Raw genomic sequence first — 12,434 nt, forward strand, 5'->3', positions numbered from 1 at the left:
GGGACGGGTAGCAAGACCTGGCGGGAAAGTGGGACAACGGGACAGAAGTGCTGCCGTCACCTGCGGAGATCCGGCATTGTGGGACGGCCCGGGGCCGCGCTGGGCGGGCCGGGCAGCCGGGAGGGGGAGCGATGACGTTGGGGCGGGGCGGGGCCGAGCTGGCGGAACTGCTGGAGGAGCTGAAACAGCGCAGCGGGCGCAGCTATGCCGCCCTCGCACACCGCACCGGACTCGGCCGCTCGACGGTGCACCGCTACTGCCTCGGCACGACGGTGCCGCGCACCTTCGGCGCCGTCGAAAAGGTGGCCCGCGTCTGCGGTGCCGACCGTACGGAACTGGACCGCCTCTACCGCGCCTGGTGCCAGGCCGTCGACGAGGAACGCGGGGGCGGAGCGAGGGAGGAGGGGGAGGGGGAGGGCGCAGACGGGGACGAACGTCTCGCGGAGGCGGACGCTCCGGTACCGCAGGGCAGCTCGGCGCATGAGGGCTCGGCACCGCTGGACGGCTCGGCACGGGTGGATGCCGGTGCGGTCGGCGATGCGGCCGGATCGGCTGTGCCGCGGACGTACTTCTGGCTCCGCGTGGTGGCTCTCCTGCTCGGTCTCGTGGTCCCCTCCGCCGCCGTCACCGTTCCCCGCCACGACGCGGGCGGCGGTGCCCCGACCGGTGCGCCGAGTCGGGGGTCGGGCGGCGGTGGACACCAGCAGGACGTCAGAGGGCCGGACTGGACCACCGCACCGCAATCCGTGCCCAGCGCCTTCTACGGCATGAACGTCAGCTACGACACCGGGGAGATGCCCGGCTTCCGCGTCGGATCCGTACGGCTGTGGCACTCCGGAACCCGGTGGTCCCAACTGGAGCCAAGGCGCGGAAAGTACCGATGGAAGACCCTGGACCGGCTCGTCGACGCCGCTCGGCGCCAGCGGCTGCCCGTGCTGCTGACCCTGGGCGGCACCCCGCCCTGGGCGGCCCCGGACGGTCACAGGTCCGTGTTCGACGACGCCCGCTCGTCGCCCCCGGACGAACTCGCCGACTGGGACCGTTTCGTCCGTGCGCTCGCCACCCGGTACCGAGGCAGGATCGAGGCGTACGAGCTGTGGGACTACCCCAGCAGCCGGGGCACCTGGGTCGGCCCGACGAAGACCCTCGCCGAGATGGTCGAGCGCGCCTCGCGGATCATCCGCAAGGCCGACCCCGAGGCGCAGCGCGTCTGCCCCTCCTTCGGGTCCCTGTGGCAGCAACGTGGCCGCGACCTGCTGCGGAAGTTCGTACGCACGGGTGCGTACCGGCACTGCGACGTCGCCGCGCTCAAACTCCCGCCGCGCAGGGCCGACGGCCCGCCGGAAGAGACGGTGACGCTCGTCAAACGGGTGCAGCGGCTCTTCTACAGCGAGGGCCTGGGCCGCGTCGCGCTGTGGAACACCGGACCCGACCAGGACGTTGCCCTCAGGGAGCACCTGGACGCGCGCCGGGCCAACAACTACGCGGTGCGCTTCTACCTCGTCGGCCTCTACCTCAAGGACCAGGCGCTGCGCCGGATGTACTTCTACAGCTGGGGCAGCTCCGAGGTGCCCCTTGTGGTGGAGGTCGTGGGCGGCCCGCCCACGGAGGCGGGGCGGCGCATCGGGCGGTTGCAGCGGTGGCTGGCGGGCGCCCGCATCACCTCGTGCGGCAGCGGCCCCGGAGTGGGCCTCCCGACAGGCGCCTACACCTGCCGCTTCGAGCGGAAGGGCAGCGAACTGCGGGTGTACTGGACCACGCGGGGCGAGCACCGGGTCCGGCTGGGCGAGGACGCCCGACTGCTGCGCCGCATGGACGGCACCGAGTCCGCGTTACGTCCCGGCCGTCGGCTGCCGATCGGCGAGGAGCCGGTCCTGGTTGAACACCGGTCCAAGGAGAACTGATCCGGAGAGTCCCGGGTCTTCCGTCCGGGGCGCGTCCCACTGGTCAGAACAGCTTCACGTTCACCAGCAGCGCACGGTGGTCCGTGCCCCGGAGATCGAGGAACTCGCCGTCCACCGGCAGCAGTTTCTCGCTCAGCAGCACGTGGTCGATCTGCGCGCCGAGCACCGGAGTGGTGCGGGTGGGCCAGGTGGGGGTGCGGGAGTTGCCCAGCATCCGTGCCGCGTCGTGCATACCGGTCTTCAGGATGGCGCGGAAGGCGGCGTGGTCCTGCGAGGAGTTGAAGTCGCCCGCGATCAGCGTCGGCAGCTTGCCGCGTGCCGCCGCGACAGCCCGCAGCCGGTCCAGCTCGACCCGCCACGCCGCCGTACTGCCCGGGTTGGGCGGCATCGGGTGCGCCACCTGGAGGGCGACCCGCTCGCCGTGCACGTCCGCGACGGCTCCGGGCATCGACAGCCGGCCGCGCACCTCGCTGCGGTCGCGCAGCGGATAGATGCTCAGCAGCGCCGAACCCCGCGCGCCCCCGCCGCCGGTGACGATCCGGTGCGGATACTCCTCGCGCAGCGCGGGGTCGCGCAGCGCCACCGCGCACCGCGCATCGCACTCCTGCACCGAGACGATCTGCGGGCGCTCCCTGCGCACCGTCTTCACCAGGTCCGGCGTCGCCGCCCCGTACTTCAGATTGGCGGTCAGCACCCGGAACTGGGCCTTCGCCGGCCTGGCCGCCGTATCAGCAGGCGCGGACGGCCCGTACGGGCGCAGGAACCACCCGGTGCCCCCCAGCACCGCCAGCGCCCACAGCAGCACCAGCCACCGGCGGGAGAGTGCGGCGCCCAGCGCCGCGAGCCAGGCGGGGGCGAGGAGCCAGGGCAGGAACGCCAGCAGTTGCGGCACCGGCGTCGGCCCGTCCTCGTCGCCGATCCGGAACGCCAAGGTCACCGTGAGCACGAGCAGGGTCAGTACGGAAAGCGCCGCGATGACGGGATGGCGCCGCCCGCGCCGTGCGTCGTACGCCGGCACCTCGTCGTCTGTCGCGTCCCGGTCCCGGCGCGTACTGGCCCCCGTATACACCTCATCGATGATGCCGTACCTCCTGTCACTTGCGGATAAGCCCCCGGCCGGGGGTGGTGCGCGCGCGGGTGGACGTCCACGATGGCTCCCAGCGCCCGCAGCACCCCGCTGAGCAGGAGGAAACATGGTCCCGTCCACGTCCACCGATCAGTTCCGAGCCGCTCGCGACACGCTGCTGCGGCACCGGACGGACTACGAGGCCGCCCGCGCCGCCTTCAGTTGGCCGCGGCCGGAGCACTTCAACTGGGCGCTGGACTGGTTCGACCACATCGCGGAGGGCAACGACCGGCTCGCGCTGCACATCGTGGAGGAGGACGGCACCGAGCGGCGCGTCACCTTCGAGCAAATGCGCACCCGCTCCGACCAGGTCGCCAACTGGCTGCGTGGCCGCGGCGTCGCACCCGGCGACCGGGTCATCGTCATGCTCGGCAACCAGGTCGAACTCTGGGAGACACTGCTGGCGCTGATGAAGCTGCGCGCCGTCGTCATTCCCGCGACCCCGCAGCTGGGCCCGCGCGACCTGGCCGACCGCGTCACCCGGGGCGAGGCCCGGCACGTGGTGGTCCGTGCCGCGGACACCGGCAAGTTCGCCGGCTCCGAGGTGCCGGGCGACTACACCCGGATCGCCGTCGGCAGCGGCGGCACTCCGGCACCGGGCTGGCTGGCATACGAGGACGCGTACGAGGCGGAGACCCGCTACGACCCGCAGGGCGTCACCCGCGCCGACGACACCCTGCTGCTGTACTTCACCTCCGGCACCACCGCGCTGCCCAAGCTGGTCGAGCACACCCATGTGTCGTATCCCGTCGGGCACCTGGCGACCATGTACTGGATCGGCCTCCGGCCCGGCGACGTCCACCTCAACATCTCTTCACCGGGCTGGGCCAAGCACGCCTGGTCCAACTTCTTCGCGCCCTGGAACGCGGAGGCCACGATCTTCATCCACAACTACACCCGGTTCGACCCGAGCCGTCTCATGGCCGAGATGGAACGCGGCGGCGTCACCAGCTTCTGCGCCCCGCCCACCGTCTGGCGCATGCTCATCCAGGCCGACCTCAGCCGGCTGTCCACCGTCCCCCGCGAGGTCGTGGCCGCCGGCGAGCCGCTCAACCCGGAGGTCATCGAGCATGTCCGCCGGGTGTGGGGCGTGACCATCCGGGACGGCTTCGGCCAGACCGAGACCGCGGTCCAGGTCGCCAACACTCCCGGCCAGCCCCTCAAGCCCGGTTCCATGGGCCGCCCCACGCCGGGTTTCGAGGTCACCCTCCTCGATACCGTCACCGGTCGAACCGGTGACGAAATCAAGGAGGGTGAGATCTGCCTCGACCTGTCCACCCGGCCGGTCGGCCTCATGGTCGGCTACCGGGGCGATGCCGAACGTACCGCCGAGGCGATGGCCGACGGCTACTACCGCACCGGCGACATCGGAGCCCGGGACAAGGAGGGCTATCTGACGTACGTGGGGCGCGCCGACGACGTCTTCAAGGCCAGCGACTACAAGATCTCCCCCTTCGAGGTGGAGAGCGTCCTGCTGGAGCACGAGGCCGTCGCGGAGGCCGCCGTCGTCCCGTCGCCGGACCCGGTACGGCTCGCCGTGCCCAAGGCGTACGTGGTCCTCGCGGAGGGTTGTTCCGCGAACGCGGAGACCGCCGCGCAGCTTTTCGCCCACTGCAAGGAACGGCTCGCCCCCTACAAGCAGGTCCGCGTCATCGAGTTCGCGGAGCTCCCCAAGACGATCTCGGGAAAGATCCGCCGCGTGGAGCTCCGCGCCCACGCGGCCGGCGAGGCGGGAGCCTCCGGCACGGAGTACCGCGACCGCTGAGCGGAAGCCCTCTCACCTCGGCGTGCGGATCAGCTGCTCCGCGGCTTCGTTCACGGTGCGTGGCGTCCCCGTCAGGTCGAGGACGAACAGCGGCAGCCGCAACTCGTCGGCGCGGACGCGCGCCTCCCGTACGTATCCGGCGAGGGCGAAACAGACGGCGACAGCCGAGTCGTTGAGTCCGTTGAGCCACAACGTCTCCACGTCCCGCACCCCGACCGGCGAGGTCGAGGGGTCGACGTGCGCGATGACCGAGGGGCCGCGTACGTCGACTCCCGAGGTGGGCGTCCGCTCGGCGACGCGTATCCCGTCGAAGCCGAGCCAGCGCAGATACTGCCCGGCGGCGAGCTTCGCGTCGTGTGCGGTACGGATGGTGACGGGCCGGAACGCGGGCCGCGGCACGGGGACCCGGGCAGCGGAAGCCGGAACGGCAGGTGCGGGCTCCCGGAACGAGGGCTCCGCGGGCGGGCGGTCGGCGGACGATGACGGCGCCGCCACCCCGGTGCGGCCCCGGGCGACGGGCACCCGCAGCGTCGTACCGCAGCCGCAGCCCAACTCGGGCTGCGGCCACTCGTCCACCCGCCCGCACGCCGGGCACCGTACGGAGATCCAGGAGCCGTCCCAGGTGCGGTGCCGTACCTGGATCGCGGCGGCGGAGGACAGCAGCGGCAGGGTGATCGGTGCGCCGCAGCCGCAGGGGTAGACCGGCGCTGTGTAGCTGTGCTCGCGTCGGCACACGGGGCAGCGCACAAGCACTCTGTCAGCCATCGTTCGGCTCCTGGCACGGGTGGTCCGGTGGGCACGACTGTGTCGCGTGCCCCGATCGCCTCCCAATCGTCTCCGATGGGGGCGGGTTTTACGAAGGGGCGGGTGCCAGGCCGACCCGGGGGTGCGGGAAATGGTAAGGATATGCCCCCGCGCGGGACGGTCACCCCTCATCAAGGACCGTCCCGCACGGGGGCGCGTGCCGGGCCGACCTCCCAATCGGCCCAGTACGCGGCTCATCCGGGTACGCGGCTCAGTCGGGACGCCGCTCATCGCCGCGACCGCGGAAGAAGGCGTCAGCCCTCCTGCAGCTCGCGCACCGCCGCCTCCACGCGGCGCCCGTAGTCGGGGTCCGCGGCGCTGAAGTGGGCGATGTTCTTCTCGATGACGTCCTCGCGGGAGACCTGCGCGAGGCCGCCCGCGATGTTGGCGACCAGCCGGCCCTTCTCCTCCTCCGACATCAGCCGGAAGAGCTCCCCGGCCTGGAAGAAGTCGTCGTCCTTGGCATGCTGCGGCGCCTCGTGGGTGCCCCAGTAGCCGGTCACCGGACGCGGCGCGGACAGCGGGACGCCGGTCTCGGCGGGGCCGTCGTAGGAGTTGGGCTCGTAGTTCTTGGCGTGCCGGTTGTAGGCGTTGGTGGCCATGAAGCCGTCCCGGCCGTAGTTGTTCGCCGTGGTGGCCTTGGGTGCGTTGACCGGCAGCTGGGTGTGGTTGACGCCCAGCCGGTAGCGGTGCGCGTCGGCGTAGGCGAACAGCCTGCCCTGGAGCATCTTGTCCGGCGAGGGACCGATGCCGGGCACGAAGTTGTTGGGCGAGAACGCGGACTGCTCGACCTCGGCGAAGACGTTGTCCGGGTTGCGGTCCAGCACCAGTCGACCCACGCGCTGGAGCGGATAGTCCTTGTGCGGCCACACCTTGGTGAGGTCGAACGGGTTGAAGCGGTAGTCGGCCGCCTCGTCCGCGGGCATGATCTGCACGTACAGCGTCCAGGACGGGAAGACGCCGCGCTCGATGGACTGGAGCAGGTCCGTCTGGTGGCTGTTGGGGTCCTTGCCGCTCAGCTCGGCGCCCTGCTCGCTGGACAGGCAGCGGATGCCCTGGTTCGTCTTGAAGTGGTACTTGACGAAGAAGACCTCGCCCTCGGCGTTCGTCCACTGGTAGGTGTGCGAGCCGTAGCCGTTCATGTGCCGGTACGAGGCGGGGATGCCGCGGTCACCCATCAGCCAGGTGACCTGGTGGGTGGCCTCGGGGGAGTGGGCCCAGAAGTCCCAGACGTTGTCCGGCTCCTGCTTGCCGGTGAACGGGTCGCGCTTCTGGGAGTGGATGAAGTCGGGGAACTTCAGCGGGTCCTTGATGAAGAAGACCGGGGTGTTGTTGCCGACGAGGTCGTAGTTGCCCTCCTCGGTGTAGAACTTGAGGGCGAAACCGCGCGGGTCACGGGCCGCGTCCGGGCCGCCGAGGTTGTCGGCGACGGTGGAGAAGCGGATGAACGTCTCGGTGCGGCGGCCGACCTCGCCGAGGAAGTGGGCGCGGGTGTGGCCGGTGACGTCGTCGGTCACCTCGAAGTAGCCGTAGGCGCCGGAGCCGCGGGCGTGCACCACACGCTCCGGGATCCGCTCCCGGTTGAACCGCGCGAGCTTCTCCAGCAGATGCTGGTCCTGGAGGAGGAGCGGGCCACCGATGCCGGCGGAGGTGGAGTTCTGGTTGTCGGCGACGGGCGCGCCCGCCTCGGTGGTCAGCGTGGGCTTCGACGACTTCGACATGGACGACCTTCCTGGGGCGTGATTCACGGAAAACAGTTTCCGCATCTTGGAGCGTAAGGACGCCCCACCGGGGCGTCAACACTTTGTTGAAAGCTTGGTTTCCGCGCCCCTTTGGGGCGCAGTTCCCCGCGCCCCAAAGGGGCGCGGGGAACTGCGCGAGCAACCCAAACGAGCCCGCAGTCGGCGGACGGCGTGCAGGGGCACCCCCTTCCCCCAAGGCACGCCGGGTCCGCATAAGGCGCAGGGCAACCCTTGGTACGCGGCGACTTCAGCCCAGCGGCACCGTCGCCGTCGGCGCATGCGCAGCCGACGCGGCCAGCTCCTCGAACTCATTCACAGAAGCGATATCACTCCCGCTCATCGAGATATTGGTGATCCGCTCCAGGATCGCCTCCACCACAACCGGCACCCGGTACTCCGCGGCGAGCTTCTTCGCCTCCTCGAAGGCGGGCAGCAGCTGGTCCGGCTCCGTGACGCGCAGCGCCTTGCAGCCCAGGCCCTCGGCGACCTTGATGTGGTCGACGCCGTAGCCGCCCAGCTCCGGCGCGTTGATGTTCTCGAACTCCAGGTTGACCTGGAAGTCCATGTCGAAGTTGCGCTGGGCCTGCCGGATCAGGCCGAGGTAGGAGTTGTTGACCAGCACGTGCACATAGGGGATGTGGTGCTGTGCGCCGACCGCCAGCTCCTCGATCATGAACTGGAAGTCGTAGTCGCCCGACAGCGCGACGACGCTCGCCTCCGGGTCCGCCTTGGCGACACCCAGCGCGGCGGGCACGGTCCAGCCCAGCGGGCCCGCCTGACCGCAGTTGATCCAGTGCCGCGGCCGGTAGACGTGCAGGAACTGCGCACCCGCGATCTGCGAGAGACCGATGGTGGAGACATAACGCGTCTCAGGCCCGAAGGCCCGGTTCATCTCCTCGTACACCCGCTGCGGCTTGATCGGCACGTTGTCGAAGTGCGTACGGCGTTGCAGCGACCCCTTGCGCTCCCGCGCCGCGGCCGACCACTTCGACAGGTCCTTCAGTTTCCCAGCCTGCGCGCGCTCCTTGGCGACCTCGACGAAGAGGGTCAGCGCCGCGTGCGCGTCCGAGACGATGCTGAAGTCCGGCGGGAAGATCTTGCCGATCTGCGTCGGGTCGATGTCCACGTGGACGAACTTCCGGCCCGCGGTGTAGGTGGACAGCGCACCGGTGTGCCGGTTGGCCCAGCGGTTGCCGATACCGAGGACGAAGTCGGACTCCAGGAAGGTGGCGTTGCCGTAGCGGTGCGAGGTCTGGAGGCCGACCATGCCCGCGTGCAGCGGATGGTCGTCGCCGATCGTGCCCCAGCCCATCAGCGTGGGCACGACGGGGATGCCGGTCAGCTCGGCGAACTCCACCAGCAGCTCGGACGCGTCCGCGTTGATGATGCCGCCGCCCGCCACGAGCAGCGGACGGTCGGCCGCGGCCAGCATGTCCATGGCCTTCTCGACCTGCTTGCGGGTCGCGGCCGGCTTGTGCGGGACCAGCGGCTCATAGGTGTCCGGGTCGAACTCGATCTCCGTCTGCTGGACGTCGATCGGCAGGTCGATCAGGACCGGGCCCGGTCGGCCCGAGCGCATCAGATGGAACGCCTCCTGGAAGACGCCGGGGACCTGCGCGGCTTCCTTGACGGTGGTGGCCTTCTTGGTGACCGGCTTCGCGATGGAGGCGATGTCGACCGCCTGGAAGTCCTCCTTCTCGATCACGGCGACCGGAGCCTGTCCTGTGATGCACAGGATCGGGGTCGAGTCGCCGATCGCCGAGTAGAGGCCGGTGATCATGTCGGTGCCGGCAGGGCCTGAGGTGCCGATGCACACCCCGATGTTGCCGGGCGCCGTACGGGTGTAGCCCTCGGCCATGTGCGAGGCGCCCTCGACGTGGCGGGCGAGCGTGTGCTCGATGCCGCCCGCGGCACGCAGCGCCGCGTAGAAGGGGTTGATCGCCGCCCCCGGCACGCCGAAAGCGGTGTCCACACCCTCGCGCTTGAGGATCTCAACTGCCGCGCGGGCAGCGGTCATACGAGCCATCGAACTCTCCTGGTTCGGTGCAGGTGGTGTCCGGGCGGCGGCGCCTGGGCGCGACAGGACAGTGTCGACGCCGCCGCCCGGAGTCTGTGGGGAGGGCCGGACCCTCAGCCGGCGTCGGGGTTCTTGCCCGACAGCCGCTCGACGCCGCGCACCAGCGCGGAGTGGTCGAGCCCGCCGTCGCCCTGCGCCCGCAGCGCCGCGACGAGCTGGGCGACCAGCGCTCCGGCCGGTACGGCCGCACCGACCGTACGGGCCGCGTCGGTCACGATGCCCATGTCCTTGTGGTGCAGGTCGATCTTGAAACCGGGCTGGTAGTTGCCCGCCAGGATGCTGTCCTTCTTACGGGTCAGCACCGTGGAGCCGGCCAGCCCGCCGTTGAGCACCTCCAGGGCCGCCGTCAGGTCGACGCCGGACTTCTGGAGGAAGACCACGGCCTCGGCCACGGCCTGGATGTTGACCGCGACGATGAGCTGGTTGGCGGCCTTCACTGTCTGCCCGGAGCCGGCCGGGCCGCACAGCACGATCGTCCTGCCGAGCGCCTCGAAGATCGGCTTGGCCGCGTCGAACGTCTCCTGTTCACCGCCGACCATGATGGACAGCACGGCCTCGATCGCACCGGCCTCGCCGCCCGAGACGGGGGCGTCCAGCGTCTTGATCCCCTTGGCCTTCGCTGCCTCGGCGACCTCGATGGAGGTCTGCGGGGTGATCGAGGACATGTCGATGAGAGTGCCGCCCTCGCGGAGGTTGTCCAGGACGCCGCCCTCGTGCAGGACCGCCGCCTCCACATGCGGAGAGGCCGGGACCATCGTGATGACGACATCGGCGTCCTTGGCCGCCTCGGCGACGGAGGGGGCGCCCTTGCCGCCGTCCTTGACGAACTCCTCGATCTTCTCGGGCTCCAGGGTGTACGCCGTGACGTCGTACCCCGCCTTGAGCAGGTTCCGCGCCATGGGGGCGCCCATGATGCCGAGGCCGATGAAGCCGATCTTGGTGTTGTCGGGCGTGTACGTCATTCTCTGTGCCTTTCGCAGGTCAAGTGTGGGGAGCGCGGGGCGCAGACCGCAGGTGTTACTTCAGCCAGCCGAAGGCAGCTGCGCTGCCGTTGTCGCCGGGCTTGTACTCGAGGCCGACGAGGCCGTCGTAGCCGGCCTTGTCCAGGTGGCCGAGGAGGGCGTCGAAGTCCAGGGAGCCGGTGCCGGGGGCGCCGCGGCCGGGGTTGTCCGCGATTTGTACGTGGGCGGTCCGGCCCGTGTGGGCTTCGATGACGGCCGGCAGGTCCTCGCCGTTCATGGACAGGTGGTAGAGGTCCATGAGGAAGCGGGCGTTGTCCAGGCCGGTGGCCTTGTTGACCGCGTCGACGACCTCCAGGGCGCGAGGCGCGCTGACGAGGGGGCACTTGGGGGACTCGGGCGCGTTGAGGGCCTCGATGAGCAGTACGGCCCCCGCCCGGTTCGCCGCCCGCGCCGCGAGCGCGAGGTTTTCCAGGGCGAGTGCGTCCTGCTCCGCCTCGGTGGCGCCGTCGACGCGGTTGCCGTAGAGGGCGTTGAGCGCTTTGCAGCCCACGGACTGCGCGAAGTCGGCGGTCACGTCGATGTTGGCGCGGAACTTCTCCGACTCCTCACCGGGGACGGAGAGGGCGCCGCGGTCGGGTCCTGGCAGCTGCCCGGCGTAGAAGTTCAGCCCGGTGAGCTGCACCTGCGCGTCCTCCAGCGCGCTGCGCAGCGCGTCGAGTTCGGAGCGCTCGGGCACGGGTGCGTCGACCCAGGGCCACCACAGCTCGATCTTGTCGAAGCCCGCGGCAGCGGCCGCCGCCGGGCGCTCCAGCAGGGGCAGCTCGGTGAAGAGGATCGAGGCATTGACGGTGAACCGGTCCGGGGAGACCACTGCGACCGCCCTCCCTTCGTTGGGTAATTTCGTATTGTGGAAGTGAAATTCTGCTCACTGGAAGATTGCCTGCGAGGGTCAGTCCTGTCAAGAGCCGGCTGTCAGCGGGCATGCACGGGCATGCAAAAGCCCCGGGCTCCGTCCTGTGACGGAGCCCGGGACCCGGGTTTCTGGGGTGCGGCGGTGCCGGATGCGCCCCCTAGCGCTTCACTCCGACCCCCGCCCATACGCTCACCAGCGCGTCGGTCATCTCGCCGTTCTCCTCCGGCCGGAGGCTCACGACATCCGAGGTGTCCTCGTCCGGGTGCCAGCGGTGCGGCACCTCGATCCCCGGCTCCATCAGCTCCAGGCCCTCGAAGAACCGGGTGAACTCCGCGCGCGAGCGCACCTGCGCGCTGCCGCCGTCCGCCTTGTAGACGTTGATCGCCTCTTCCCACTCCTCGGGCGCGAAGTCCGGAGTGCACTGGGAGATCACCACGTACGAGCCGGAGGGCATCGCGTCCACCAGGTGCCGGACGATCCCGTAGGCGTCCTGCTCGTCGGTGATGTAGTGCAGCAGCCCCACCAGGCACAGCGCGATCGGCCGGTCGAAGTCGAGGGTCTCGCGCACCTGCCGGGACCGCAGGATGGTGTCCGGGTCGGTGATGTCCGCCTCGACGTACGCCGTGCGCCCCTCGGAGGAACCGGTCAGCAGGGCGCGGGCATGGGCGAGGACGATCGGATCGTTGTCCGCGTAGACGACGCGCGTCTGCGGCACCACCGCCTGCGCCACCTCGTGAAGGTTGGGGCTGGTGGGAATGCCCGTGCCGATGTCGAGGAACTGGTGGATGCCGCGCGCCGCCAGCAGCCGGGCCGCCCGGTGCATGAAGGCCCGGTTGGCATGGGCGGCGATACGGAAGCCGGGGAAGGCCGCCAGCAGCTTCTCCGCGACCTCGCGGTCCGGCGGGAAGTTGGTCTTGCCGCCCAGGAAGTAGTCGTAGATGCGGGCACTGTGGTGCCGGTCCAGCCCCAGATCCCGCTCACTCTGCAGCGGCCTCGGGGCGTGCTCCGTGTCTCGTAGCCGCTCGCCGTTCCGGTCCATGTCTGCGCCCCTGTCGTCAGGTCACCCGTTGCTTGGTGCGCGGCATCGTAGTTGCTCTCCGTGGATGGGACGCCTACATTCTGCGTCTTCAACTGAGGTGCG

General features: G+C 70.3%; 9 protein-coding genes. 2 read left to right on the forward strand and 7 right to left on the reverse strand.

Going from position 1 to position 12,434, the window contains the following annotated elements; translation table 11 throughout:
* The first annotated feature begins 131 nt into the window (after window positions 1-131).
* Entirely contained in the window at window positions 132-1,904 is a 1,773-nt protein-coding gene (locus tag ACTWP9_RS09405) for a helix-turn-helix domain-containing protein (protein ID WP_443245544.1), read from the forward strand.
* Between the two features lie 43 nt (window positions 1,905-1,947).
* Here the strand turns inward: ACTWP9_RS09405 and ACTWP9_RS09410 are convergent, their stop codons facing one another.
* Window positions 1,948-2,973 carry an endonuclease/exonuclease/phosphatase family protein gene (locus tag ACTWP9_RS09410; protein WP_443245545.1) on the reverse strand — a complete coding sequence of 342 codons (1,026 nt, stop codon included), beginning with the start codon at window positions 2,971-2,973 and terminating at the stop codon, window positions 1,948-1,950.
* A gap of 124 nt (window positions 2,974-3,097) precedes the next feature.
* Between ACTWP9_RS09410 and ACTWP9_RS09415 the strand changes: the two genes are divergently transcribed.
* Window positions 3,098-4,795 (forward strand): AMP-binding protein, encoded by a 1,698-nt coding sequence (locus tag ACTWP9_RS09415; protein ID WP_443245546.1) that lies wholly within the window; start codon window positions 3,098-3,100, stop codon window positions 4,793-4,795.
* Between the two features lie 12 nt (window positions 4,796-4,807).
* Here the strand turns inward: ACTWP9_RS09415 and ACTWP9_RS09420 are convergent, their stop codons facing one another.
* The 6 genes from ACTWP9_RS09420 to ACTWP9_RS09445 form a co-directional block, all read right to left on the reverse strand.
* Complete coding sequence (locus tag ACTWP9_RS09420) at window positions 4,808-5,560, reverse strand: hypothetical protein (protein WP_443245547.1); 753 nt, start codon at window positions 5,558-5,560, stop codon at window positions 4,808-4,810.
* 293 nt (window positions 5,561-5,853) lie between these two features.
* Complete coding sequence (locus ACTWP9_RS09425) at window positions 5,854-7,320, reverse strand: catalase (protein WP_443245548.1); 1,467 nt, start codon at window positions 7,318-7,320, stop codon at window positions 5,854-5,856.
* A 268-nt stretch (window positions 7,321-7,588) separates the two neighbouring features.
* On the reverse strand, window positions 7,589-9,358 hold the full coding sequence (gene gcl, locus ACTWP9_RS09430) for a glyoxylate carboligase (protein WP_443245606.1): 1,770 nt from the start codon (window positions 9,356-9,358) through the stop codon (window positions 7,589-7,591).
* A gap of 113 nt (window positions 9,359-9,471) precedes the next feature.
* Window positions 9,472-10,380 (reverse strand): 2-hydroxy-3-oxopropionate reductase, encoded by a 909-nt coding sequence (locus ACTWP9_RS09435; protein ID WP_443245549.1) that lies wholly within the window; start codon window positions 10,378-10,380, stop codon window positions 9,472-9,474.
* Window positions 10,381-10,435: 55 nt separating this feature from the next.
* Complete coding sequence (locus ACTWP9_RS09440) at window positions 10,436-11,251, reverse strand: TIM barrel protein (RefSeq protein ID WP_443245550.1); 816 nt, start codon at window positions 11,249-11,251, stop codon at window positions 10,436-10,438.
* Between the two features lie 199 nt (window positions 11,252-11,450).
* A complete protein-coding gene (locus tag ACTWP9_RS09445; RefSeq protein WP_443245551.1) occupies window positions 11,451-12,332 on the reverse strand; it encodes an SAM-dependent methyltransferase in 882 nt (293 codons plus the stop codon).
* Window positions 12,333-12,434: the final 102 nt, after the last annotated feature.

The sequence above is a fragment of the Streptomyces sp. 3N207 genome (genome assembly GCF_052246355.1).
GTDB lineage: Bacteria > Actinomycetota > Actinomycetes > Streptomycetales > Streptomycetaceae > Streptomyces.

Excerpts from the sequence above, each read along its gene's own strand:
- ACTWP9_RS09425 (WP_443245548.1), bottom strand. The coding sequence starts at position 7,320 with ATGTCGAAGTCGTCGAAGCCCACGCTGACCACCGAGGCGGGCGCGCCC.
- ACTWP9_RS09420 (WP_443245547.1), bottom strand. The coding sequence starts at position 5,560 with ATGGCTGACAGAGTGCTTGTGCGCTGCCCCGTGTGCCGACGCGAGCAC.
- ACTWP9_RS09405 (WP_443245544.1), top strand. The coding sequence starts at position 132 with ATGACGTTGGGGCGGGGCGGGGCCGAGCTGGCGGAACTGCTGGAGGAG.
- gcl (WP_443245606.1), bottom strand. The coding sequence starts at position 9,358 with ATGACCGCTGCCCGCGCGGCAGTTGAGATCCTCAAGCGCGAGGGTGTG.
- ACTWP9_RS09445 (WP_443245551.1), bottom strand. The coding sequence starts at position 12,332 with ATGGACCGGAACGGCGAGCGGCTACGAGACACGGAGCACGCCCCGAGG.
- ACTWP9_RS09415 (WP_443245546.1), top strand. The coding sequence starts at position 3,098 with ATGGTCCCGTCCACGTCCACCGATCAGTTCCGAGCCGCTCGCGACACG.
- ACTWP9_RS09435 (WP_443245549.1), bottom strand. The coding sequence starts at position 10,380 with ATGACGTACACGCCCGACAACACCAAGATCGGCTTCATCGGCCTCGGC.